The 26,736-nt window shown below is 58.5% G+C and carries 16 protein-coding genes; 1 reads left to right on the forward strand and 15 read right to left on the reverse strand.

Annotated elements, in window-relative coordinates; all coding sequences use genetic code 11:
* Positions 1–28: 28 nt before the first annotated feature.
* From QJ48_RS20230 to QJ48_RS20275, 10 genes are all read right to left on the reverse strand, one after another.
* Positions 29–1,483 (reverse strand): DHA2 family efflux MFS transporter permease subunit, encoded by a 1,455-nt coding sequence (locus QJ48_RS20230; RefSeq protein WP_054975325.1) that lies wholly within the window; start codon positions 1,481–1,483, stop codon positions 29–31.
* Positions 1,480–1,707 carry an MbtH family protein gene (locus tag QJ48_RS20235; protein WP_054975326.1) on the reverse strand — a complete coding sequence of 76 codons (228 nt, stop codon included), beginning with the start codon at positions 1,705–1,707 and terminating at the stop codon, positions 1,480–1,482. The genes QJ48_RS20230 and QJ48_RS20235 overlap by 4 nt, the downstream gene beginning before the upstream one ends.
* A complete protein-coding gene (locus tag QJ48_RS20240) occupies positions 1,704–8,900 on the reverse strand; it encodes a non-ribosomal peptide synthetase (RefSeq protein WP_054975327.1) in 7,197 nt (2,398 codons plus the stop codon). The genes QJ48_RS20235 and QJ48_RS20240 overlap by 4 nt, the downstream gene beginning before the upstream one ends.
* Before the next feature lie 14 nt (positions 8,901–8,914).
* Positions 8,915–9,913 carry an isochorismatase family protein gene (locus QJ48_RS20245; protein WP_054975328.1) on the reverse strand — a complete coding sequence of 333 codons (999 nt, stop codon included), beginning with the start codon at positions 9,911–9,913 and terminating at the stop codon, positions 8,915–8,917.
* Positions 9,914–9,934: 21 nt separating this feature from the next.
* Positions 9,935–11,566: a (2,3-dihydroxybenzoyl)adenylate synthase gene (locus tag QJ48_RS20250; RefSeq protein ID WP_054975329.1), complete on the reverse strand. Its 1,632-nt coding sequence runs from the start codon at positions 11,564–11,566 to the stop codon at positions 9,935–9,937.
* Positions 11,566–12,825 (reverse strand): isochorismate synthase DhbC, encoded by a 1,260-nt coding sequence (gene dhbC, locus QJ48_RS20255; protein WP_054975338.1) that lies wholly within the window; start codon positions 12,823–12,825, stop codon positions 11,566–11,568. The genes QJ48_RS20250 and dhbC overlap by 1 nt, the downstream gene beginning before the upstream one ends.
* Positions 12,826–12,854: 29 nt before the next feature.
* Positions 12,855–13,640 carry a 2,3-dihydro-2,3-dihydroxybenzoate dehydrogenase gene (locus QJ48_RS20260; protein WP_054975339.1) on the reverse strand — a complete coding sequence of 262 codons (786 nt, stop codon included), beginning with the start codon at positions 13,638–13,640 and terminating at the stop codon, positions 12,855–12,857.
* Positions 13,641–13,716: 76 nt separating this feature from the next.
* A complete protein-coding gene (locus tag QJ48_RS20265; protein ID WP_237762988.1) occupies positions 13,717–14,631 on the reverse strand; it encodes an alpha/beta hydrolase in 915 nt (304 codons plus the stop codon).
* Between the two features lie 13 nt (positions 14,632–14,644).
* On the reverse strand, positions 14,645–15,661 hold the full coding sequence (locus tag QJ48_RS20270) for an ABC transporter substrate-binding protein (protein WP_054975330.1): 1,017 nt from the start codon (positions 15,659–15,661) through the stop codon (positions 14,645–14,647).
* A 48-nt stretch (positions 15,662–15,709) separates the two neighbouring features.
* Positions 15,710–16,930 carry a helix-turn-helix domain-containing protein gene (locus QJ48_RS20275; RefSeq protein WP_054975331.1) on the reverse strand — a complete coding sequence of 407 codons (1,221 nt, stop codon included), beginning with the start codon at positions 16,928–16,930 and terminating at the stop codon, positions 15,710–15,712.
* A gap of 323 nt (positions 16,931–17,253) precedes the next feature.
* Here QJ48_RS20275 and QJ48_RS20280 point away from each other — a divergent pair, with 323 nt between their 5' ends.
* Positions 17,254–18,963 carry a hypothetical protein gene (locus QJ48_RS20280; protein ID WP_054975332.1) on the forward strand — a complete coding sequence of 570 codons (1,710 nt, stop codon included), beginning with the start codon at positions 17,254–17,256 and terminating at the stop codon, positions 18,961–18,963.
* Between the two features lie 135 nt (positions 18,964–19,098).
* On the opposite strand, the gene QJ48_RS20285 is transcribed toward QJ48_RS20280, so the two are convergent.
* The 5 genes from QJ48_RS20285 to QJ48_RS37560 form a co-directional block, all read right to left on the reverse strand.
* Positions 19,099–22,518, reverse strand: coding sequence for an amino acid adenylation domain-containing protein (locus QJ48_RS20285; RefSeq protein WP_337589632.1), 3,420 nt, complete (start codon positions 22,516–22,518; stop codon positions 19,099–19,101).
* A gap of 219 nt (positions 22,519–22,737) precedes the next feature.
* Positions 22,738–23,382, reverse strand: coding sequence for a DJ-1/PfpI family protein (locus QJ48_RS20290; RefSeq protein WP_054975334.1), 645 nt, complete (start codon positions 23,380–23,382; stop codon positions 22,738–22,740).
* A gap of 192 nt (positions 23,383–23,574) precedes the next feature.
* On the reverse strand, positions 23,575–24,480 hold the full coding sequence (locus tag QJ48_RS20295) for a chitosanase (protein ID WP_193394471.1): 906 nt from the start codon (positions 24,478–24,480) through the stop codon (positions 23,575–23,577).
* Positions 24,481–25,015: 535 nt separating this feature from the next.
* A complete protein-coding gene (locus QJ48_RS20300) occupies positions 25,016–25,348 on the reverse strand; it encodes a YxeA family protein (RefSeq protein ID WP_054975335.1) in 333 nt (110 codons plus the stop codon).
* A 33-nt stretch (positions 25,349–25,381) separates the two neighbouring features.
* A partial coding sequence (locus tag QJ48_RS37560) for an ABC transporter permease (protein WP_054975336.1) occupies positions 25,382–26,736 on the reverse strand: 1,355 nt, incomplete at its 5' end.

A 26,736-nucleotide genomic window follows, 5' to 3' on the forward strand; every position in this document is an offset into this window, starting at 1 on the left:
GGATCGTCGGCAATCTCGTTCGTATTCATTACCCTTCGGCAGGGGAGCTTCGCTCTCCCCCAGTCTTGACCGGGGCTCCATGCTTGCGGAGCGTTGCGGCGGCTTCGGAATCGCGGATGCCGGACGCAAACCACAGACCGAGCAGCAGGAAGCTGGCCGCTCCTAACAGTGCGGACCGGTAAGCCGTCAAATTCGGCTCCATGACTCCGGCTGTGTTCGCCGCTCCCGTGCCTACGGCTGCGAGAATGCCGGACAGCAGCGCAAGACCGATCGCGGAGCCAAGCCGGTTCTGGACCGAGAACCAGGTCGATGCGCGCCCCATCGACGAAGGGGGAATGTTGGCGAACGAGGCGATCTGCACCGCGCCGACCGTATGGCCCAAGCAGACGCCCACGCCGAACAGCAGCCCGCGGATCAGCCATGGATCGGTACCCTCGTGAACGAAGCTCAGCAGCACGAAGATCGCCATTGTGCAGAGCAGCCCCGTCATGATGAGCCGTTTGGGGCCGAGCTTCCGATAAAACCAAGGCACGAGCTGGGACGATACCATCAGCCCCAGCGCTTCCGGAAACGTCGTCAGTCCGGTCTCAAGCGCCGAGGCGCCTAGCACATATTGGTACATCAGCGGGAAGACGTAGAGCATTCCGAGCAGGCCGGCGGCCGAGCACATGCCGACGAGCCCCGCCGTGCGGAACAGCCTGTCGCTCAGCAGACGCAAATCCAGCATCGGCTTCGGCTCACGCAGTTCGACGACGACGAGAGCGGCCAGCAAAAGCAAGCCCAGGAGTCCGGTGCCCGCAATCCATGGCGAGTGCCAGCCGAGAACCGGCCCTTGGCTGAGGGCGTACATCGTCAGCGCCATCCCGGGAGCGGAGAGCAGGAAGCCCGGCAGATCCAGCCGGCCGGCTTCCGGTTCCTTATGCTCTTTGAGATACAGCAGTCCGAACAGCAGAATCGGAATACCGACCGGGAGATTGATGTAGAAAATCCAGCGCCAGGAGAACTGGTCCGTCAGCAAGCCGCTGACGATCGGTCCTAGCGCAGGCGCTGCGGCAATGGGCAGCACCAGCGCCCGCGACACCTTGGCCCGCTCCTGCGGCGGAAAGGCCCGGAACAGCATCGCCATGCCGACGGGCATCAGTAAGCCGCCGCCGATGCCTTGCAGCACCCGGTACGCGGTAAGCTCCGCCAGACCGTCGGCCAGTCCGCACAAGGCGGAGGCCCCGGTGAACAAGCCGAGCGCCAGCAGCAATATCCGTTTGCTTCCCCAGCGGTCTCCGAGCCAGCCCGCTACCGGCAGGACAAGAGCAAGGCTCGCCAGATAGCCGACGTTGAGCGCGCCGGAAGCCGCCGGCGGTATGTTCAACTCCCGGCTGATGGTGCCCAGCGCAACGTTCAGGACGGTGGCGTCCATCGCCGCCATGAACATGGCGGCGACGTAGACGATGCATACAACGACTTTGGGACTCGGTCCTTCCTTCATCCCTGCTTCGTGTCGGCGCAGACAGGCTCGGCATGTAGGCTGCGAGGCCGCAGATCCGACCAGTGTGCAGCGATATAGTCGAGGCACGCCTCACGCGCAGCCTGCCCGAACACCGCAGTCCAGCCCTGCGGAACCGGGATGAAAGCGGGCCAAAGCGAATGCTGCCCCTCGTCATTGATCAACACCAGGTAGTCGCTGTCCGTTCGCTCGAATGGATTGGTCATCGTTTGATTTCCTCCCTGAAGGTTTTGACTGTCCGACTTTTCAGCGCCTGCAGCTTCACCGAAATCTGCTGTCCGATTTCCGTCAGCGGTCCGGGCTGGCACAGGTCTTTATGCCGGCATGCAATATCGTAGCGCTCCATCTGCCCGCTAATATACGGGCGCCACATCTCGGGATCGATCGGATCGAACCAGTCCGGAATAATTGTGGAATGGAAGAACAGCAGATCGCCCTCGTACCGCTTCGGCACGTACGCCCCTAACAGACGGACCGAATTCTCGTAGGTCGTGCGCAGATTCCGGATAATCGCTTCGTCCAAGCTTGCCAGCGCGCTGCCGTCGCTGCGCAGAATCTCAATGGCGGCGGCCATGGTGAGCGGAACGTCGCCGAGACTGTCCGGGTCGTAGCCGCCGAGCGCCAGCATCGCGGTCAGCGCTTCTTCCTCGTCCACTTCGCCGCGAATCGGCAAATAATGGCTTGGGAAGGCATCCAGCATCGCAAGGAACTCGACTTCCTCCCCTTCCTGCTGCAGTTGGACGGCCATGGCCTGCGCCACGTTGCCGCCGAGCGACCAGCCGAGCAGCCGGTACGGGCCGGTTGGCTGCACCGTGCGGATGTGCGCAATGTAATCCGCCGTCATCTCGTCCAGCGACTGCGGCAGCGTCTCGCTCTGCGCAATGCCCCGGGCCTGAAGGCCGTAGATCGGGTATTCCATCCCGAGATGCTTCATCAGGCCGGCGTAGCACCAGCTAAGCCCGCCCGCCGGATGCACGCAGAAGAGCGGCAGCTCGGTACCATGGGCCCGCAGCGGCAGGAGCACTTGGAGCGCGGATTGATCCGTCCCCATCTCCAGCCGCTCCGCAAGCCCGGCAACCGTTGGCGTCTCGAAGAGGACGCCGATGCCGAGATCGCGGCCCATCGCTTCACGAATGCGGCTCATCAGCCGCACCGCCAGCAGCGAATGCCCCCCGAGCTCGAAAAAGCCGTCGTCGATCCCCACACGCCGCAGCCCCAGCACTTCGGCGAACAAATCGCACAACACTTCTTCTTGCGGCGTGCGCGGGCCTCTTCCGTCGGGGTCGACGGTCCAATCCGGCACAGGCAGCGCCTTCCGGTCCAGCTTGCCGTTCGGCGTAAGCGGCAGGGCGTCCATGCCGATGACGGCCGACGGCACCATGTAATCCGGCAGGCTGGCTCCCGCATACCGGCGCAGTTCCGCAGGCTCGGCGAGCGAGTCCGGCGCGGGGACGACGTATGCGACCAGCCGCTTGTCGCCCGGCTGATCCTCGCGCACCACGACGGCGACCTGAGCGACGCCGGGATGCCTTGCCAGAACCGCCTCGATCTCGCCCGGCTCGATGCGGAACCCGCGGATCTTCACCTGATGATCCGCCCGGCCCAAATAATCCAGCGAGCCGTCCGCGAAGCGCCGGGCCAAGTCGCCGGTACGGTACATCCGGGAGCCCGGCGCGCCGAACGGATCGGCCACGAAGCGCTCCGCCGTCAGACCCGGACGTCCCCAATAGCCGCGCGCCAGTCCGGCTCCGGCCACATACATTTCTCCCACCACCCCGGGCGGTACGGGCTGCAGCGCTTCATCCAGAACGTAGACCCGCAAATCCGGAATCGCTTCGCCGATCAAGCTGCCGCTCCCCGAAGCGGCGCTGCTGCGGTCCAACTCCTTGTAGCTGACATGCACGGTTGTCTCGGTAATGCCGTACATGTTGATCAATCTCGGGGCGTCGTCCGGATGGCGCGCATACCATTCCTCCAGCCGTCCGAGCTCCAGCGCCTCGCCGCCGAAGACGACGTAGCGCAGAGCCAGCTCCCCGCCCAGCGACGGATGCTCGCGGTCCGCTTGCATCAGCTGATAAAACGCCGACGGCGTCTGATTCAGCACTGAAACCCGCTCTCTTACGAGCAATTGCAGGAACTCCGCGGGCGACCGGCTGACCGTGTGCGGCACCACCACGAGGCGGCCGCCATGGAGAAGCGGTCCCCAGATTTCCCATACGGAAAAGTCGAAAGCATACGAATGGAACAGCGTCCAGACATCCTCCGAACCGAAGCCGAACCAATGCTGCGTCGAGGCAAACAACCGTATGACGTTCTGATGCGGGATAACGACGCCTTTCGGCTTGCCCGTCGAGCCCGAGGTATAGATCATATACGCTGGGCTGAGCGGCGACAGCGGCCCTCTGCGATCGGCGTCACCAGGGTTATCCGGCGAATACGCCCTTAGCCGTCCCGCCGTATCCGGCGCATCCAGCACCAGTCGCGGCAGGCTGCCGGTATCCGGCAAGCCCTGAGCCCCAGCTTCGCTTGTGACGACATACACCGGCCGGGCGTCCTCCAGCATATAAGCCAGCCGGTCGGCAGGATAATCCGGGTCCAGCGGCAAGTACGCAGCCCCGGCCTTCAGCACGGCCAGCACGCCGATCACCATCTCTATCGAACGCGGCAGCGCCAGCGCCACCATCTGCTCGGGGCCGACGCCTTCGGCGATCAGCAGATGCGCCAGCCGGTTGGCGCGGCGGTTCAGCTCCGCATAGTCGAGGCTCTCCTCCTCGTAGACGACGGCCGCCGAATCGGGAGTACGGGCCACCTGCGCCTCGAACAGCGCGGGCAGATGAGCCCCCGGCGTCACGGGCAGCGGCTCGCGCCACTGCGACAGCAGGCTGCTGCGCTCGTCGGGCATCAAGATATCCAGCCACCCGATCGGCTGATCCGGCTCGGCCGCCGCTCCCTCCAGCATCTGCACAAACCGCGCGGCCAGCATTTCCGCCGTGCTGCGCTCGAACAGATCGGAGCTGTACTCCAGAAGCCCCTCCATCCCGTCCGGCGTGCCATCCGGCCTGCGGCGCTCGTTCAGCTCGAAGGTCAGATCGAACTTGGCCGTGCCGGGGCTATCCAATTGAAGACGCGCCTCTACTCCGGGCAGATCCAGCGCAGCATCGGGCGTATTTTGCAGCACCAGCATGATCTGGAACAGCGGGTGCCGGGCCCGCGAGCGTACGGGATTCAGCACCTCGACCAAACGTTCGAAAGGCACATCCTGATGCTCGTAAGCAGCCAGACTCGCCTGGCGGACGCGGGCCAGCAGCTCGCGGAAGGACGGATCGCCGGACGTATCGGTGCGAAGCACCAGCGTATTGATGAACAAGCCGACCAGGCCGTCCAGCGCATCGTCGCTCCGCCCCGCAATCGGACTGCCGATCGGGATATCCGTCCCGCCGCCGAGCCGGGTAAGCAGCACCGCAAGCGCGGACTGCAGCACCATGAACAAGCTGGCCTTGCTTTCGCGGGCATGCTCCGCAAGCCGGAGGTTCAGCTCGCTGCCGATCCGGAAGCGGACAACCCCGCCCCGATAGCTTGCCGCCGCAGGCCTCGGACGGTCGGTCGGCAGCGTCAGCTCATCCGGCAAGCCCTGCAGCGTCCGGGTCCAGTAGGCGAGCTGCTTCGCGATCAAGCTGTCGGCATCGCCCTCGCTGCCAAGCAGCCGCTCCTGCCAGATCGCATAGTCGGCATATTGCACCGGCAGCGGAGCCCAAGCGGGCGATTCGCCCCGCAGACGGGCAGCGTAGGCGGCGGACAGCTCGCGGGTGAGCGGCACCAGCGACCAGCCGTCGCCCGCGATATGGTGAAGCAGCAGCAGCAGGGCGTATTCGTTCTCGCCAAGCACGAACAATTCGGCGCGAAGCGAAGGCTCCTCGGCGAGCCGGAAGCCGTAGCGCACTGCCTCCTCCAACCGCTCGGACAGGTCGTCTTCGCGGACTTCGGTTACAAGCAATCGGGGCTTGGCAGCCGCCGCATCCAGAATGAGCTGCTGCGAAGAGCCCTGCGTATCCGGGAAAATCGTGCGCAGCGTCTCGTGCCGGCTTACCACATCGCCGAGCGCTTCTTCCAGCGCGACCACGTTTAACGGGCCGTACAGCCGCGCCACCAGCGGAATGTTGTAGGTCGGACTCGGACCTTCCAGACGATACAGAAACCACAGCCGGTTCTGGGCAAAAGAAAGCGGAACCGCCTCCGGCCGCTCGGCCGGACGCACGGCCGGTCTGGCGGCCTGCGCCTGATCGAGACGCTTGGCGAGACCGGCGACGGTAGGCGACTCGAAGAGGCCCCCGATGCCGAATTCCACGCCGAACACTTCCCGGATACGGGCCACGATCCGCCCCGCCAGCAGGGAATGGCCGCCGAGCCCGAAGAAGTCGTCGTCGATGCCCGCCTTCGCCAGGCCGAGCACCTCCGCGAACAAGCCGCACAGCAATTCCTCCTGCGGCGTTCTCGGACTGCGGCTGACGACTGCGTGAAAATCCGGGGCAGGCAGCGCCTTGCGGTCGATTTTTTTATTGGGCGTCAACGGCATGGCGGCCAACGGCACGAAGGCGGAAGGCACCATGTAATCGGGCATCACTTCGGCCACATAGTGCCGAAGCTCCGCCGGATCGGGGCCGTCCGGGGCATTGGCCGTGAAATAAGCAACAAGCCGTTTATCCCCGGGCCGGTCCTCCCGCGCGACGACCGTAACCTGATCAATGGCCGGATGCCGCGAAAGCAGCGACTCGATTTCGCCGAGCTCCACCCGGAAGCCGCGAATCTTGATCTGATGATCGGCACGGCCTATGTAATCGAGAGTGCCGTCCTCAAGCCACCGGGCAAGATCGCCCGTACGGTACATCCGGCTGCCGGGCGGTCCGAACGGATCGGCTACGAATCGCTCGGCCGTCAGGTCCGGTCGGCCCAAATAGCCCCGGGCCAGCCCCGCCCCTGCAAGATACAGATCGCCCGCTACGCCCGGCGGCACCGGAGACAGTCCCGCATCGAGCACGTAAGCCTGCGTGTTCGCAATCGGCCCGCCGATCGGCGGCGTCCCCGTGCGCTCTTCGCCCAGGAGCCCGGCGGTGGAATAAATCGTCGTTTCCGTCGGTCCGTATTGGTTATGCACCTCGCAGCCGAGCGACTGCATCGCGAGCTTCAGCCCCAGCGGAAACGCCTCGCCGCCCGTAATGATCCGCAGGCCGGGGAACGGCTCGGGCTTGCTCGACGCGAGCGCCTGCCACAGGGTCGGCGTCGCCTGCATGATCGTAGCCCCCGAGTCGTGAATCATCCTCGCCAGTGCAGGCGGGTCCACGATCACCGGCTTCGGAGCAATAACGATGCGAGCCCCCGTCGTAAGAGGCAGGAACATTTCAAGCACCGAGATGTCAAAAGCAATCGTCGTCACCGACAGCAGCCGGTCCCGGACGCTCAGCCGGAACTTGTCCTGCATGGACGTAAGCAGGTTGGTCAAGCTGCCGAAGGTCACGATCACGCCTTTTGGCTTGCCGGTTGAGCCCGACGTGTAAAGAATATAGGCAGGATGAAGAGGCGACAGACGGCCCGTACGGTCCTCGTCGCCGGGAGAAGTTTCCGGCTGGCGCAGCAGATCCGCTTCGGCAGCAGGCTCGTCAAGCATGAGGAGCGGCCCAGCAGCCCCGGAAGGCAGCCGGGAAGCCGTTTCCCTGTCCGTCAGGATGCACAGAGGGGCGGCGTCTTGAAGCATGTAGGCCAACCGGTCCTGCGGATAGTCGGGGTCCAGCGGCAAATACGCGGCGCCGGTTTTATGGACGGCCAGAACCGCCACGACCGCTTCCGCCGACCGCGGCAGCAGCAGCGCCACGATGTCTTCCGGACCGACGCCCCGCGAGATCAACGCATGTGCCAGCCGGTTGGCGCGCCGATTCAATTCGGCGTACGTGAGGACCGTGTCCTCGAAAACGACGGCAACCTCATCCGGCGTGCGCGCCGCTTGGGCCTCGACCATTGCGGACGTGGAGGCTTCCGGAAATTCGCGGGCCGTCTCGTTCCATCCAATGAGGACCTGGTCCCGTTCCACGGGCAGCAGCATGTCGATCTGCGAGATCGGCTGCCCGGGATCGGCCGAGGCAAGGCGTTCCAGCCAGCCAAGGAACCGCCGCTGATGGGCCGCCAGCTCTTCCGCCCCATACACCGCCGGATTTCCGTCGAAGTCTACCCGCAGCCCGCTTCCGTCCGATCGGTCGTAGACGTGGATCGACAGATCGTCCACAGGCCCGGCAGACAGATTATGCGGAATGCCGGGGCAGCCGGCAAAGCTCAGCCGATAGTCGAACGGCATCACGTTGATCATCGGCCCGAACAAGCGGCGGTTTTCCCCGAGCAGCTTCAGCTCCCGCCGCATATCCTGCTGCCGGTACAGCTGGTGGCGCCGGGCCTCGCGAACCTCCCGCGAAACTTGGCGCAGCAGCTCGGACAGCGGCATCTCGGGCCGCACGGCCAAACGCAGCGGCAGCAGGTTCATGACCATGCCCGGAATGCGCAACGAAGCCGAGCCCAGACGGCACATCATGGGCAGACCGAGAATTACATCGTCGGACCCGGTCATCCGATGAACGTAAGCCGCCGCCGCCGCAATCACGACATCGGGCCATGTCGTTCCCGTCCGGTCGGCCGCGTCCCGCAGCGCGGACGCATCGTCCGGCGACAGCTGCGCGGTCCGGCGCAGGAAGCCCGCCCCGGCTCTGGCCGTCCGGCTGCCCAGACTCACCGCTTCCGGCGCGTCGGCGAAGCGGGCAAGCCAGAAGGCCCGGTCCCGCTCCTGCTGCTCCGAAGCGCGATAAGCCTCGTCCTCCTGGAGAATCGATTGCAGCGTGCCGAAGGCGCCCGGCCCGGGCGGCTGCTCCTGGGAGAAGGCGGTATAGAGTTGAGCGGCTCTCTGGGCCAGCAACGAAAAGCTGTAGCCGTCGATGACGAGGTGATGGATGCGCTGATACCAGAGAAACCGGTCCGGGGCCAGCTTGAACAACGCTTGCGTAAACAGCGGTCCGCGCGTCAGGTCCATCGGCTCGGCCAAGTCCTGTCTCATCCAAGCCTCCGCCGCTTCCAGCGGATGGTCCGCTCCGCTGAAGTCCATATGATGCAGCATCCAGTCGGACGACGGCTCAAGACGCTGCCAAGGCCCGCCCCCGTCTTCGCCGAAGCGCAGATGCAGCGTTTCCGCCTCCGCCACCGTTTGACGCAGCGCCGCTTCGAAACGCACCGGGTCCACGGGTCCGCGAATATCGATATATTCCCCCGTATTAAACATCGGGCTCTCGGGATCAAGCTGCTGGGCGAACCAAATCCCCAGCTGCGCCCCCGTCAACGGCCAGCGGGCCTGCCGAGCTTCGGACATATGCGCTCCCTCCTTCATGTCGTAATATAATCCCCGTTCGGCAAAGCCCTGCTCAAGCGGGCGGACAGCAGAGCCCACCAATCGGCCAGCGTCGGACGCTCCGCCAGCTCGACGAAAGTGACTTCCACCCCGGATCGCCGCCACCGTTCAGCCAGACTCATAATGCGGATCGAATCCAGGCCCCACTGCGTAATCAAGTTATCGTGCTCCGCAAGGGACGACGGAGCTTCCTGCAGCAAGTCCGCTACCAGCTCCCGCAAGCCGTCCTTGGTCAATGTCCCACTTTCCGCCGCCGCAGCCGCTTCCGATGCAGCTTCCGATGCAGCTTCCGATGCAGCTTCCGATAGGGCTTCCGGCTCGGCTGCGGTTCCCGCTTCACCGCGAAGCGCCTTGATCAAGCGTTCCGTCGTGATGGCAACCGCGCAGCGTTCGGCCGCGTAGGTGATTGCCAGCCGGTGCTTCTCCAGCGAGAAGTCCGCCACCGCATCGGCGACGAAGAAAGGCTCTACTTCCTGCATGAATGCTTCGCAGGAAGTCATGAGGCAGCCGATATGAGCGTAGATGCCGCATACGATTAACTGGTCGCGGCCAAGCTGGGTCAGTCTGGCGCGGAAATCCGTTTTCTGAAAGGCGCTGTACCGCCATTTGGTCAGCACGATATCGCGCTCGCCCGGCAGCAGCTCCTTCACGATCTGCTTCTGATAGGGCCCGTCATCGATCCCGGGACCCCAGAAATCCTGCAGCAATCCTCGCTGCTCCAGCGTCTGGCCGCCCGGCTGGGCGGAATAGACGACCGGTATTCCCAACTCGTGGCAAACGCTTCGGAGCGTGCAAATGTTCTCCATCAGCTCGATGACAGGGGATGCCCCTGCCGTGAAAGCATCCACGAAATACTGCTGCATGTCATGAATCAGCAAAACCGCACGTTTCGGATCGGGTGTCCAATTCACCCGGTTGGCGGGCAGGTCGGACGCCGTCGGCATCGGATAAGGCGTTATGGCAGGAAGAGCCATCGTATCTCCTCTTTTCTCATGTTATTTTATCGGAGGCGCAGCTAAAGCCTGCTGCTTCTGGGCAATGAATTCGCGCAGCGCCTTCTTGCTGATCTTGCCGACCCCGGTTCGGGGGAACGACTCCATAAATTCCACCCGGTCGGGGATTTTGTAAGCGGCCAGCCCCCGCTCCCTCAGGAACGCTTTGAGCTCGGCCGGAGTAGGCGCAGGTGAATACGGCACGATGAAGGCGCAGCTGCGCTCGCCAAGGTAAGCGTCGGGCATCGAAACGACGGCGGCATCATGCACGCCCGGATGCGCGAGGAGATGGTTCTCGACCTCCTCCGCCGCCACCTTATCGCCGCCGCGGTTGATCTGGTCCTTGGCCCGACCCTCGACGACAAGATAGCCCTCAGGCGTCATTCTGGCCATATCCCCGGTGCGGTAGAAGCCGTCCGCCGTGAACGCCCTGGCGTTATGCTCTTCGGCTTTGTAATAGCCGCGGATCGTATAGGGCCCCCGCGTCAGCAGATGTCCGACCTGACCGGGAGCGACCTCTTCATCCTCGTCATCCACGATGCGGATCTCGTCGTAAGGCGACATCGGTCTGCCCTGCGTATTCACCAGAATGTCCTCGGGATCGTCCGGCCGGGTATAGTTGACCAGCCCTTCCGCCATCCCGAAGACCTGCTGCAAGGTGCAGCCCAGAATCGGCTTCACCTTACGGGCGGCCTCCGCGCTGAACTTGGCCCCGCCGACCTGCAGCAGCCGAAGCGACGAGAGGTCGCTGCGGCGCGACTCGGCCGCGTCCAGCCATACGAGGGCCAACGGAGGCACGACGGCGGTGATCGTGACGCGTTCCCGCTCGATGAGAGGGAACGCCTCGTCCGGGCTGGAGCCGCGGGACAGCACGACGCGTCCGCCCACGTAGAGCGTGCCCAGCACGCCCGGGGAGCTCAGCGGATAATTGTGGGCCGTGGGAAGCACGGCAAGATAGATGCTATGCTCATCGAGAGCGCACACTTCGGCGCTCATCCGCAAGCTGTAGATATAATCGTCGTGCGTGCGCGGAATCAGCTTCGGCAGCCCGGTGCTGCCGCCGGACAGCTGGAGAAACGCCACATCCCCGGAGCTTGGCTCCGGCAAATCGGGCAGCGGATCGGCATACAGGTCGCGCAGCGCCGTAAACTTCCCGGGATCGCCGGCTACGATGACATGGCGCAGCGTCGGTACCTGCTCCTGCACTTGCGCCGCCAGCTCCCGGTAATCGAAGCCTGCCTCGACATCCGGAATAATATAAGCATTCGCATTTGTAAACTCGGAAAAATAAGCAATCTCACTCCTGCGATGGAGCGGAAGAGCGAATACCGGCAGCGCACCCAGCCGAAACAGCGCAAAGCACACCTCGATAAACTCCGCGATATTGGGAAGCTGCAAAATCACCTTGTCGTCCTGCCGAATGCCGAGCTTGTAAAATCCGGCGGCCAACCGGTCGACTCTCGCATCCAGCTCGGCGTAGCTGATCCGGCTTGTTCCGCTGACGACGGCGATGCGGTCCCCGTAAGCGGCGGCGCGCCCGCGCAGCATTTCACCGAACGTCTCGCCCGCCCAGCAGCCGGTCTCCCGGTAAAAATCCGCCATCTCTTTCGGCCACGAAGGGTATTGCGAACGCATCATTGATCCCCCCTTACGGCTGCCGGCTGCGGCTGATTCAGTCCCATCGCCTGCAGCAGCGTCCGGAATTTGGCGGACGTTTCCGCCAGCTCGGCCTGCGGGCTCGACCCGGCAACGATCCCCGCGCCTGCGAACAGCCGCAGCTCACGGCCTTCCACCTCGGCGCAGCGAATCGTCACGATCCATTCCCCGTCGCCGTTCGCATCGCACCAGCCGACCGCTCCCGTGAAGAAGCCCCGGTCGAACGGCTCGCTATCGATAATCGTCTCCCGCGCCAGATCGGTCGGGGTCCCGCAAACCGCCGGGGTCGGGTGCAGCGCTAAAGCCAGCTCCAGCGACGATACCCAAGGATCGGACAGCTCTCCGGTAACGACTGTGGACAGATGCCACATCGTGGACGTCTGTACGAGCGAAGGCTCGCTAGGTACGTCCAAGCGGCTGCAATAGGGGCGCAGCGCGTCAGCGACGGCTTCGATCACGACCGCATGCTCATGCCGGTCCTTGGCCGAAGCGAGCAGCGCCTCCGCCCTTCGCCGATCCTCGACCGGATCGCTGCTGCGGGGCGCGGAGCCCGCGAGCGGATTCGCCTTCAGCCGCCCTCCCGTTCTCGTCACAAGCAACTCCGGGCTGGCGCCGATCAGCGTTCGCGGCTCCTGACCGTTCGGCTCGTCCGGAGTCCATGCGGCCCGGGCTTCTCCCGGGGCCAGGTTCACCGCGAACGTATAGCCGTGCGGATTATGCCGCGCCAAGTTGCGGAGAAGCCGGCGGACATCGACCTTCACAGGCAGCGTCAGATGCAAGGTTCTCCCAAGAACGACCTTGCGGAGGTCCCCCTTCTGAAAACGCGCCAACGCCTGGCTCACGCTCCGCTCGTAGACTTCCGGCTCCGGCACGGGGCGCAGCTTATAATCCGAGGCGTCGGGCTGCCTTTCCGCAGCCTCGCCGTTAAGCTGCAGTTTGCCGGCCCACCGGGCCGTCTGCGGCACAATCAGCTCCGCAGGCTTCGCGGGATCGAAGGGGATCGCTCCCACGACAACGGAAGGCGCCCCTCCGGAAAATTGCGTGCGGGCCAGCAGTTCGGCCACGTGCTGCGGCAAGCTTTTGAGCCGATCTGCGCCTCCCTGCACGGACAGCCTGGCCACCTCCCCTTTCGCCAGCAGCGTACGCTGCGGCGAGGCCAGGAAAAACGACGAGCCGGCTTCATACATATCGATAAGTTCGGAAGCCCATGCGGCAGGAACCGTTTCCAGGTTCACCATGTCCATCATTCCTCTCTCTTAGAATGAAATTATTTTCCTAAGGTTGCACCGCCATCGATGCACAAATCGCTCATCGTAATATGACCCGCCCGATCGGACACGAGAAAAACGACCGCATCCGCAATATCGGAGGGTCTGGCCAGCTTCCCGAGCGGAATGCCCAGCCGGAACGACTCCTGCGAACCCGCGATGACCGCCTGCTCCCCGGATTCAACCGTCCACAGCAGACGCTGCATCGCCGTGTCGGTCGAGCCCGGCGAGACGATATTGCAGCGGATATTGTGCCGGGCGTGCTCCAGCCCCAGGCATTTGGTAAACACCGTCGACGCCGCCTTGGAGGCCGCATAAGCCGCCATATGCATGCGCGGTACCCCGGCGGCATTCGACCCTACGGTCACGATCGCCCCGGATCGGCGGAGAGCCATGCGTCGAACGACGGCGCGGGATACGTAAAACACGCCTTTCGTGTTGACGGCAAATGTCGCCTCCCAGTCCTCGTCGCTGTACGATTCGATAGGCCCCATCCGGAGCACCCCGGCGACATTGACGAGAATACCGATGGGCCCAAGCTCCCGCTCGATGCGCTCCACCGCGTCCTCTACCGCCGAGCTGTCGCTGACGTCCGCCGGATAAGCCGCAGCCTGATAACCCCGGGCTTTCAGCTCTGCTGCAAGGCTGTCCAGCCCGTCCGCATTGCGGTCTACGACGGCCACGGAAGCCCCGAGTTCAGCCAGCGCACGCGCTACGGCTTCCCCTATGCCTTGGGCTGCCCCGGTGACGAGCGCGACTTTTCCTTCGATTCCCAGCTCTACCACTTCATCTCCGTCCTTTCCATCACTCGCTTCAACGTCCTCGGTTCCCTGCATCCCCTTCCCGATAACTCGGCCGCCGTCACGGCTTCGGCCGAAGCGCCAGCCGCAACGCCCGGCTGATCAGCACGGGCAGCACCGATACGTGCCCCTCGCCTTCAAACTCCTTATATTCCACATCCAATCCGCGCCCGGACAATGCGGCCAGCCGCTCCGAGAGCGCCAGCGCACGGTTGCAATTGCGCGAGACGTGCGTCTTCTCCAGCTCGCCTACGCCGAGCAGCAGCTCGATCCGGCTTGCCGCAGGCTGCAATCCTCTCGCAAATTCCCGCTCCGCTTCAAGCAGGAACGGCTCGTTCCAGTGAAGCGAAGGGCTGCCCGCGATATAGCTTTGAAACGCATGCGGCTTCGCAAACAGCGCGTACAGCACAAATAACCCGCCGAGCGAATGTCCGAAAATCGTCTGTCTGCTGCGGTCCACTGGAAACTCGCCTTCGATTTGCGGCTTTAACTCCTCCTCGATGAATTTCAGGAAATGAGCGGCTCCGCCTTGCTCGGGAAGCGGCATGCTGTCCGATCGGTTCAAATAATCTATCGTAGGCGCCGGCGTCAGATCGTAAAACCGCTCCGGCGCGAACGGTCCGTCCACCGGATACCCGATCCCGACGATAACCGCCGGGACGATCCCGGTTTTGTCCGGCCGCCGGCTTTGCAGCCGCACGGCTTCCACCATCGTGCCGAATACCGAATTCGCATCCAGCAAATAAATGACCGGAAATCCGGCAGGAGGCGGGGCCCCCGGAGGCTTCGCCACGAGGATCTGGTACCTCCGGTGATGATCGCGCGATTTCATGATCCACTGCTCCGCCCACGGAATATCGACTTTGCTGCGCGCGAGGTCTTTCAGCGTTGCTTCGCTTTGCTCGTTCGGCTTGAACGTCACTATGCTTCCATCTCCTTCAATGCTTACGCTCTGAACCGCCACGTTTCCGTTCATCGGCGAATTCCGCTTATTTGACCAAATGCTTGACCGTATCGTCAATAATTTTCTCGTAAGCGATCAGACCGTTCCCGAGCCAATATTTATCGCTCACCTCGAACACCTGTCCCTGCTTGACGGCAGGCATCGCCTTCCAAATCGGGCTGTCCGTTATTTCCTTTATCCGCTCCGAGCCTTGACCATATTGATTAATGTAGAAAATATAGTCCACATCCAACTGGGGGAGAATCTCCAGGGAAAGGGCGGCGCTGTTCTCCTTCTCCACCAGCTTGGGCTTGCCCAGACCGAGCTTCTGGTACAGGACCTGCCCGCTCATGTAGTTGCCGCCCATCAGGCTTACGCCCCTGGCTGCGAAGCGGATGACCGCCACCTTTTTCCCTTTTGCGGTTTGATCCAGCTTCTCCTTGGCTTCCTGCACTTTCTGACGATACGCTTTGAGCGCCTGCTCCGCTTCCGCCGTTTTGCCGAGCAGGCTCCCCAGAGTCGCAAGCGATTTCTCCACATCGCCGGAGGCATTCGTAAAAGCGTACGTCGGCGCAATCTTGGCGTACTTCTCGTAATTGCCGTTGCCCGAATAGCTGTTATTTTGCAAAATGATCAAATCGGGATTATAAGCCATCAGCACCTCGGGAGACGGAGGGCCGCCCGAGAAATCGAGCCGGGGAACACCGCTCAGCTCCTGCTGCAAATAATCTTGTCCTTGCGAACCGCTTGACCATTGGGCGACCGGCTTAACCCCCAACTTCAACAAGGAGTCTTCCAGATACGGGGCAAAAACCCGCTTCGGCGCGGCAGGCACCTTGATCTCATGACCCAGCTCGTCCTTGACGACCTGTTCTTGGGCAGGAGCCGTGCTTTTACTGCCTGCGGCAGCGTTTTTGTCGTTTGTATTGGCCTCCGGCGCAGGGGCTGCCCCCTTGTTCGCCGTGCCGCAGCCGGCCAGCAGTCCACCCGCCACGACGAGGCACAGCAAGACGGACATCGGCAACCTGCCGGCCAGTCTTAATCGATGAAGCATGTCACGCATGGAATCTCTCCTTCGTTGATAATAATTCTCATTCAGGAGGATTATACATCATGGGCCGAAGCGGGCACCATGGACGCTATCCTGTAATGAATTTGGACAATTCCCTGTAAACAAGAGCTGCGCTTCATCCAGCATCCGCGCAACGGACACGGCCGAATACTCGAACCAGGGGTCCGAGGAGATCAGGTGCACCTGCCCGTTTCGGACGGCTTTGAGCTGACGCCATGCCGCCGAATGCTGGAGCGCGAGCCAATACGCCCGCGAAGCGGCCTCGGGACATACGAGGAGCAGCAGACGGTCGGGATTCAGATCCGCAAGCCGTTCCATCGTAAGCGGCCGGTGGCCGGACGGCTCTGCCCGGTAAACCAAGTTCAGCTTTAAATCCCGGCACAGCACGTCCTCCATGCCGCGATTGCAATAAGCATGGAGACCTTGCCCGAAAATACGCAGAACCAGAATACGATCGTCACCGAGCGCTTCGCCGATGTGCGCCCGGGCCAGCTCCGCCCGCCGTTCGTAGCCGGCGATCCACTGCTCCGCCTTATCCTCCTGCTCCAGGAACCGGGCGATCAGGCGAAGCTGCTCCCGCCATCCGTCCAGCTCCGCCGAAACGAAGAAAGACGGCGCGATGTCCTCCAGCTTCCGTTTCTCGTTCTCGCCCAGCCGGTCGGTGCCGATAATCGCGTCGGGGCGCGCCTGCACAAGCGTCCCCAAATTTTCCTCGAACGACCAGCTTGTATAAGGGTCCGTCAGCTTGAGGGGGCGCTTGATCCGCTCTTTATAGGCGTTATAGTAATAAGGAGTCCACTTGGAATCGAGCGGCGCGGCCGCCGGCATAATATTCAGCGCCAGCAGCTGGCCGGTGACCGAGGAAGAGCATGCGGCGATTCGCTGCCTGGCTTTTTTGACATAGTCGGAGGGAGATACGCCAACCTCCTTCTTGAATTTGCGGCTGAAATAAAACTCGTCCCGGTAACCTACCTTTTGGGCGATTTCCCGCAGCCGCTCCTCCGATTCCATCAAATAACGCTTGGCCCGGCTAATCCGGAGGTCCGTCAAATAATCCATCGCGCTCTGACCGTAGGTTTTCTTGAAGAGGTCTACAAAATATTTGGGGGTAATATTGGCCATCTGCGCCAACTGTCCGATGGACAGAGGCTCGTTATAGTGCTCATTCATAAACTCGCGGATTTCAATCAGGCTTTTCTTCGGACTCCGGCTCCTCGCAGACGTGGTTCGTTCCCTCGGCAGCCTTTCTTTTTGAAGCATGATAGCCCTCCTCCCGGTATCCACATGATGACTTCTCGATAATGATAATCATTATCAGTAAGGTATCATATCCCTTTATTTCCAGTCAATCCCGTTCAAGAAAATATATTATGTCAAAACCTGGAATAAAATGTCCCGATGTCCATGTATTTGGAATCGCCGCCCGTCTTAACTTTGATATTCATTTGATCGTCATTTCCGAACATGCAGAAATAACGGCGCCCCTTCGGTAACGACGCATCTCTTCAGTGCTGGACCCGTCTTTGTTTTTTGATACAATGGGAATAACATGAAGTCCACTATTAAGGAAGGGCGTGCCTTTCGTGAAGAAGCTACCGTCTACAGATGCCGATACGAGGTCAAAACAAAAGAACAACGCCGGGAATGATCGGAGCACAACCATCGAGCAAACCATGGACCTTCACTCCATACAGCAAAGGGTCATGCTTTCTTCCGGTTCCTCCTTGACGCGGGATGTCGCTTACCTGCAGCGAACCTTCGGCAACCGGCATACGGCACAGCTATTGAAGGCTGCGAGAGAAGGACATCGCAACGGCGCCAACTCCGGCGCATCTCATTCCAATGCATCACGGACGGACACCGTACAAAGACTCGTAACGTATAAGGGAGCCCTTGCCAAGCTGGACGAGGAGGACGATGATTTCAAAAACCTTCCCCCCGATCAACAAACAAAAGTCCGGGACCAGCATCAGGATCGCACCCAAACTTACGATTATGCGGATCAGGCTTCTTTTTATGCCCACGTTGGCGGAGACACCGACCCTGCCAAAGCGCCGAAAATCACGGCCATAGACCCCAAAAATCTGGTAAAAGCCAAGCGTAGGAAAAATCGGACAGCTTTCTACCGAAATCACAAGAAAATCGGCCCCGTCACCGATAATGCCCATTTCAACAAGCCTGAAAACAAAGGAATGCTGCCCGTCTTTTATCCCATGTCCCAGGAAGGCCTGGATGAAAAATCGGTGCAATGGACCCGAAATCCGATGACCGATCAATATGAACTGTTCAGGAGCAACGATCTCACCGCATCCCAGGAACAGGAACTGGACGAAATGTCGTTAACCGTCATTGAGGAGAAAAAAAGCGGTAAAGTTCACTGGACCGCCCACGCCGGTTCCAACCCGGTTTCCAGCTTCACCGATACCGATATCAAGAGCCGCCCTTCCGGCAAGCGTAAATCGGAATATGGAGGAGCAACACTGGAGGATTTCGCTGAAGATTCCGTCGGACCTACCAGCATGAACCTTACGGATCGGAATAACCACTACAAGAAAAAGAAGACCAAGAAAGCGCCTCAAGCGACCCGTGGCCATCAACAAGCCTATGAAGATACCATCACGAAACCAAGCGAGAAGACAAGATTGATCCTGGGGTCGGGCCAGAAGCAAGTTTTTAAAGCGAGCAAGAGCAAAAAAATTCGCACAACCGACCAAGAACAGGAACCGCTCCCCAGCGGAACCATACCATCCGCCATGAGTCCGGAGCAGTATGATGTAGGGCAGCACGGCAGACGCACGCAATTCGAGACGCCGACCCGTAAAGAGAAAGGGGTATATTTCGAGGTCAATGAACTTACTTCAGACTCCGGTACGACCAAAGGCGGGCTGGACATTCCGGGCAAAAAATATTATGCCTCCGCTTCCCAGGATCGTAAGCCTTTAAAGGCCGCCGTATTCGATCAATATGCCCCGGTTTACAGTGAAAAAGAAGATGCCGGCGGTTGGGGTGAATATACCGACGAAAACAAAATCGATCCGGACGATTTGCCTCAGCAGCATTTTTTCGGAAGCGACGAGGAAGTGGACTTTTCCGATTCCGATACGGAACCGCAAACACCTCAATTTTTGCCGGAATTTGAAGAAACGGCAGACTTTTTTTCACCTGACGAGCTCCAGCTTGGTCGGGCGTTAGGACAGACCTGGCAAGGTCATGACGATTGGATTGTTAGCGAATATCTGGCAAATACCACGGCAGGCTTTAAATATAAGTTGACCCGAACCCGGTTTGCCTAAAACTGCACGCTATGATGAAATAGAGAAAGCTATGCATTTTTATAAAAAAAATGACCGCAGAACAAGCAACGTTGCTTTGAACTGTTGCCTTTCTCCGGTCAGGCTTATCAACTCAAATGACTACTTTGGGGACAGTCAAGATTTTCCGTATTCCGCACATGCCGCCTTGTGAAACGCCGCCCGGACTTCCTCTACGTCAATCTTGTAGCTGCAGCGAATCGAGAAAATGAAGCCGTCCGCGTGAGACGCGGCGATGCAGTTAAACAGCGAATAAATCGGCAGCGGGTTCGGTTGTTTCACGACGGTATCGTCGTACAGGCTTTCCTGCAAATCCCCTTTGGTGCTGTTGCCCAAATAATTAAACATGAACAGATCGAGGTGCTCATACTGCTCCCCAAACTGTACGAGCTCCTTGGTTCGGTCCCAATTGCCACGGCAAGCGGGATCGGTAAGCAGATGCATAAAATTGATGTTTTTGTCTATCAGAAGATCCAGCCGGGTTCTTACGGTAAGAAGCATCTCATCCTGATTCTGCCTCGCATCGATCAAGAGAGGCACGAAATCGATAAACTCCCCGACCGTATTGTAGTACGACGCATCTTCATACCTTCGTCCGTCATATAGGAACAGCAAGGGCAGATGATTCGTCTCCAAATAGGTTTGCAGCCCCTTGGTATAGACGGAAAGCGCAGCCCCTAAAGAATGCTCCTTCGCCGGAATATTTACGTTAAACAACAAGGCTTCGTCACTCGTTCGGTGCGCCAGCCGCCGCAGGATGTCCCGTTTGCTCCGTTGAAACGTTTCCAGCTCAAAGGCCGCGATCCATTCTTGTTCCGTGATGCCTCTGGGACCGTGCTGAATTTGATGCACATACTGGGCAAACGGCTTCACTTCCTCCGAAGGCGGCGCTTGGCCCTGAAGCAGGCTTCTGTAGCAAGAGACCATCTGCCGCTCGATGACTTCCGTTGTCACCCGGTCGCAAAGGACATGATGCAGGAGCCCGATGACATAATGCTCGCGCAGGTTACGTTTCAGCACGACCATTTGATACAAAATATGCTCCCCGACGTACCGGGTGTTTTCAACGAAATCCTGCAGCATATCCATAAACGGACCGCTCGGATCGCGGCCCGAAACGTCGATGAGGCGAAGCTTCGGCGAACGCTCGGAAGGAAACGCGTATTCCTTCCAGTAAACGCACGGCTCCCCTTGGACGGGAACGCTCCTCAGCTGACCTTGGTTTTGTACGAGCCAAGCGTAGGCCCGGTCTAGCAGCGCATAATCCACATACTCGTCCAGCTTGAAGAAAACCAGACTGGGAGGCGTGTGGAACTTAATTTGCATCTGTTGTATCGCCCCGAGCGGGTATTCGTGCGTCACTTGCCCCGTTTTGATCCAGCGGTCCGTTTGATCGTATTGGTCTTGAAGCTGCCCGCGAATCGCTGCGGCCTCATCCGCTTCCAACCTTTTTAAACCGAGACGGCGGCAAAAGATCTCTTCGTCGATCGCTTGGTTCGGGTCCGTTTCGATTCTATGATGCAGAGGCGCGATATAGTGGGGCAGAAGCGTTCTGGCCACTTTGCCGTTCATCATCCGTACGAGATTTTCAACGCGCTCCTCATCTGCGGCATCGCTGTAAAGAACGTAGATCTCTTTCGTTTCGTGAAGAAAATCGCGCACTTGGTACGAGACCAGCTCGTATACGCCTTCCGTTTCCCGGTGCAGCCAGGACACCAGCTCTTCTTTCGTTTCGATAAGATGCTCCTGCTCCTTGGCCGCTTGAAGGTAACCGGCCAGCGCCCGAATCGAATTATAGTGATAAATATCGGTTAAGGTAACGTAACATCCCGCTTTCTCCATTTCCGACATCAACGCCAACGCTTTCAGCGAATGTCCGCCGAGATCGAAGAAGCCGTCCAAGACGCCGATGTTCGGAACGCCCAGTACCTCCTGCCAAATTTTCGCCAGCTTCGCTTCCAGCTCCGTCGCGGGAGCGGCGTGTTCTGCGCCGGTTTGCAGCCTTTCTTCCGGAGCCGGCAGCGCCTTGCGGTCCACCTTGCCGTTGATGGTGAGCGGGATCCGCTCCAGCTGCACGAAGCAGGACGGGATCATGTAGTCCGGCAGCTCTTGCGCCAGAGCGCTTCGCGCCTCGCTTGCGGTGAACGCGCGGTCCGCTACAAAGTAGGCGCATAGCTGCTTCTGCCCGCTCTCGTCCTCCCTGGCGACGACGACGGCCTCCCGGATCGCTTCCACTTTCGCGAGCTGCGACTCGATCTCCCCCGGCTCGATCCGGTATCCGCGAATTTTCACCTGCCCGTCGATCCGGCCTTTGTATTCCAGTGTGCCGTCGGAACGCCACCGGGCCAAATCCCCCGTGCGGTAGCAGCGCTCTCCCGGCCGATACGGGTTGTCGACGAACTTCTCCGCCGTGAGCTCGGGAAGGTTCAAATACCCGCGCGCAACGCCGTCCCCGCCGACGAGAAGCTCTCCCCATGCTCCAACGGGCAGCAGCTTCATCGAACGGTCCGTCACGTAGGCCGTCGAGTAGCTGATCGGACGGCCGATCGGCACCGGTCCCGTCTGTACGCCGACGATCGGATGCGTCGTAGAAAACGTCGTGTTTTCCGTCGGGCCGTAAGCGTTCACAAGAGCGAGTCCGGGGTTATCGCGCAGCACGAGATTGACGTGCGGCACCGATAGGACATCGCCCCCGACAAGCAACGTTTGCAGGCCGCCGAACAACGTGCAGTCCTGCTGAGACAATTGATTAAAAAGCGGCGAGGTGAGCCACATCGTCGTAATCACGTAACGCCGGATCGCCTCCTTCAATTTTGCCGCGTTCAAGATGACCTCGTTGCTCACGAGATAAAGCCGTCCGCCATTCAGCAGCGCTCCCCAAATCTCGAACGTGGAGGCGTCAAAAACGATAGCGCCCGTTTGCAAAATCCGCGTCGTTTCACCCAGCGCAACGTAGTTGCAATTTTTCACCAGCCGGACGACGCTGCGATGCTCGACCATCACGCCTTTCGGCTTGCCGGTCGAGCCCGATGTATAGATGACATACGCCAAATGATTCGGCCCCACTGCGGGCTCGACATTCGATCCGTTCCTGTCGTACACTTGCGGATCATCCAAACTTACCGTTTTCCCGCCAAAGTCCGGATGTGCGGATAACTCGCCCCGGGTGAGCAAAATGTTCGCGCCCGAATCGTCCAGTATGTAGCGGATACGTTCCGCCGGGTAACCGGGATCGATCGGCACGTACGCGCCGCCGGCTTTCAAGATGCCCACAATGCCCACGATCAGGTCCAAGGAACGCTCAATCATGATGCAGACCGGTTGATCCGGCTGCACTCCTTCCGTCCGCAAGGTCCAGGCCAACCGGTTAGCCCGCTCGTTCAGTTCGGCATACGTCAACTGCCGGTCCTCGAATACGAGAGCCGTTTGGTCCGGCGTGCGCTCCGCCTGCTCCTCGAACAGTTGAAAGATTGTTTTTTCCCGCGGATAATTGGCCTTGCCGCCCATCCGCCGCAGCAATAGCGCCTTCTCCTGCATCGTTACTACCTCCCGTTCATCCCTTTTCCAGTTGTGGACGATTTCCGATAGCGAAATGACATTCATATATCATACAAGATTGCAATTTATTTACTCTTTCATTTCTACTGTAAGATTAACACTATTGTTCCTTTTTTGTCCAATGAAGCGCAATCGTCTTGAAACAAGTTTATGTGGCGGGAAGCGGTTGAACGGAAGGATAGCAGTCGAAGGCGAACTTCACTGCTTTGACAGCTCTTGAAGTACCCCTTTGACCCGCTCAATTAACGGCGCCGGCGCTTTCTTTAACGAACCCGTGTCAAACGGAGGCTGAGGATCGTATTCCAAGATCAATTGGACCGCTTTACCTACCTCTTCCCCGAACTCCCATGCCACCAATTGAAGTGCCATATCGATACCGGAGGAGACGCCGGCTGCCGTTACGATTTGACCGTGGCGAACCACTCTCTCGTCTGTCGGAATGGCTCCAAGTGAACGGAGCAGGTCGAAGGAACCCCAATGGCAAGTTGCCGCCGCTCCGTTTAACAAGCCTGCGGCGCTCAATATCAGAGAGCCGTTACAAACCGACGTAGTCCATTTCGCGGTCCCGTGGATTTGGCGGATCCAATCCAACGTTTCTTCGTCGTTCATTGGCGTTTTATAGTTAGGCGGACTGCAGCCGGGAACGACAAGAATATCGGCTGAAGTCATCTCGGCAAAGCTGTAATCGGCATGCGAATACCCCATTTTGGAGTCCATTTGGATGATCCCTTTTTTCTTGCCGATAAACTTCACGTTGCATTTCATGGTGGCGGAAAATACTTCATACGGACCAATGGCATCCAATGCTGTGATTCCATCGTAAAGCATGATTGCGACTTCCATCATGATCTCTCCTTTAACCTTAATTTATTGCAAAAGAAATATACCACATATGTAGGGTATGTATGTGTCGGCGCTATGAATCCCGTATAGCTCTAAAGAGCTAAAAAGCCGAAAGCCGCTTTCCAAGAGCGTAAAAAAGACGGCCGCAAAATGCGACCGTCCTTTCGAACGAACATTATAAAATGAACAAGATCACTTCATTTCCCAGTCCGTAACTTGAGCAATCTCGGAATCGACGTTCTTCAGGTTCATTTTCCCCATGCCCACGAGAGTGTCCCATTGTTTTACGCGGTTTTTACCGTTAGGTGGCTTGTTGTATTTGTTGGTATCCACAACCAAGGTACGTTTGGCATGGAAATTCTTCATAAAGGTTTTCTCGTTCGAGCTGCTGCCGGAACGGGCGAGCAGGCCTTGAAGCGTATTCGAGCCGCCGGTTGCGCCTTGATTCAGCGCCGTATCGACAAACGATCCGATCGTCACCGCACTGGTAAAGCCGCGCTGACGCGCTTGTTCAACGCTGTACCGGATATACACGTTATAGAATGTTTCCCACATCGCTTTTCTCCAAGCCGCATCGTTTTGAAGCTTTTTAATCTTGCCGCAGAACACTTTTTCGCTATCTTTAATTTCCAGAATCGAGCCTTTCATTTTTCCGTTAATGCCAAGGCGCTTCAATGCACCATCGGCCGACGGGTTGCTGGCTCCTTTGGCGGCGTCATAGGCTTTGAAGAGTTCCGGGCCATCGGGATGGGTATCTCTGGAGCCGCCTGTGGTAGCGCCGAAAAGACCGATCGTATACCCGCGCTCATCATCAATGTCTTCGCAATACCCGTAGTATTTGGTCCAATTCAAATCGTCCTGCTCCGGTTTATTGATGAGCTTCATGATGTTGTTCCACTGCTCGCCATCGAGCCCCGTATTATTGCGAAGGAATTGCAGGGTTTCCGGGGAGAAATTGTCGTCAGGAGAGGCTGCGGCTGCTTTGGATGGCTCGAACAAAGCAGTTGCGCCAAACAAGGAAGCCACTAAGGTAAAACAAAGAAAGGTTAGCAGAAATTTGGTCCGGCTTTTGGATGGTCTAGCATTGGACATATGCATGTAATCCCTCCTAAAAATGTTGACCGCATGAAAAAACAACAGGCTGCTTGCCGATTTACAGGCAATTTAAATCTAATTATCCTTCTCCTTTCTTTAACTAAAGTAAAAGCGTTTATACTTTTTGCATCGGTTAACCAACACGTTTACCAGTTATACCTTCCCCTCCCTTCTTTTTATAAAATAAACGCTTATACTTTTGAGGGTTAGTTCCCTATCGAAATCTAACCCCGAGTATCCTCGAATTTTCCCAAGTAAAATATAAGCGTTTATATTTTTAAGCTAAAAGAGATGTTGTATTCGAAAAGTAAATCCGTGTTGCGTACAACACCGAATCACTTTTAACCTCGCGTAAAAAACCGCTTACTTCCAAGATTACCACCAGAATCGGACATTGTGAAGACGCTTTTTAATAAATATGGCTTCCGCTCGATTCAAATATATGCTGCATAACCGCTTTTAAACACACACATCAACTCCAATAAAGACAACGCGCTCACGGAACAGACTTCCCCCGAGCACGTTATCGATGCATGTATTACCACTTGATCGCTTTGGGAATATCTTCTTCATTCACGTTTTCCCATTCTTGCGCGTAAGCGCCTTTTGCCAATACTTTTAGATAGGCCCCCTGCAGTAACGGAAGGCTTGCCGTGAACGTTACCTCTTTCTTTTCCCCCTGAGCATTGTAACCGGTCAACACGTATTTATATCGGCCCTGGTCAGGCTCTCCCGGTTTGGTAATGTGGACAAAAACATATTCTTTTGTAATTAAGGGGTTGAAGCGGTCGACTACGTCCCTGTACTTTATACCAACCAGAACCGCTAGAATCACAATGACTAAAGCTGCTATCGCGCCGCCTTTTTTCATGGCTTGTCTTCTCCTTTTTCTTGTCCCTTTTATTCATGCTCTGATGGCATTTTTGACGATTTTTCTGTAATAACCGACGGTTAGAACGGCAAACACAAAGTAAATCAATGCGTACACCCCCATCGCAATCGCCGATGGCACAACGATGCTGGAAAGCACTAAGATGGAGGCCGCTTTGACGGCAAATACGGAATGCAGAAGCCCGATCAAGAGCGGTATGGCGAAGACGAATAGTTGCTTGCGTACAATTCCTCTCATGATGGCATTCACGTCAAAGCCGAGCTGCCGCAGCGTCATAAAGCTCCTCTTTTCCTGCTCCGCCTCCGTCATTTGTTTGAAATACAGGATGCTGCCAGTCGAAATAAGAAAGACAAGTCCGAGAAATCCCGAAATGAAAATGAATAACCCGAACGACTGGAGAGTAGCTTCGTATTGCGTATGGAAATCGGGCATAAATTTATCTTCCTTTTTATACTTCGCATATAGGCCGGATGCTTTGGCACGCTCCTTTTTGTCGGGAACGAGATATGTGTCAAAGCGAACCGCTTCAAAATCGGGTGAGGTACCCATGTTCTCCCTGAGTTCCTTAAAGGTTGATTCTGCTGTCACCAGTTGAGCGCCATACACGTTATAATTCATGACAAACTTAACGACGAGTCCTGTCAGCCGAAGCGTCTTCGCACCTCCGGTTTTCCCCGGTTCAATCTCTTTTGAAAAATTTTTTTCCTCTTCCTTGTTCTTTCCTTCGAGATTTGCCCGGCCGTTGTAAAGAACCGCTTCTCCTTTTCCAGGCACCTTGATGTCCGCTCCGGCTTCCAGAAGCTGTTCGGCAGGGAGAAAGAGCAGCCCTTGGACATCGCTTTTTGAACGATTGTCCGGGTCGGAAATTTTCCCCATCAGCCGCACGGCTTCAACCGGCTTATGAACGAAGGCTATTCCCTCCTTCCTCAATTCCTCACTGAACGATCTTGAATCCTTCTCGCTATTCTCGAAGATAAAATCATACGGCAGCGAGATCCGGGTATCGCTTTCCGCAGAAAAATAAAGCGAGTAGGTCATCGCGACCATCGTAAGCGTCATCGCCGACAGCACGGTAATTAAGGTTAGCGAGTTGGCATTCGCTTTCATCCGGTGCATCAGCGGTGCGAGGGACAAACTGTTTGCCAGTCCGAGGTGTCCGTTTTTGCTCCTCCGGAACATATAGAAAAACCAACTAATCGTGACGCGGAACAGAAGATACGTACCCAAGATGGTCGATAGGAGGACCAATAGCATGTTTAAAAACAACATGTCGTTCACCATGTGTCCCGAAAGCCGATAGCCGTATCCAATGAGAGCTATGCCCAATAAGGCCAGGAATGCCGCAACGATGGAATTCGGCTTTTGGG

It is taken from the genome of Paenibacillus sp. A3 (genome assembly GCF_001399685.1).
In the GTDB taxonomy this organism is placed as follows: domain Bacteria; phylum Bacillota; class Bacilli; order Paenibacillales; family NBRC-103111; genus Paenibacillus_G.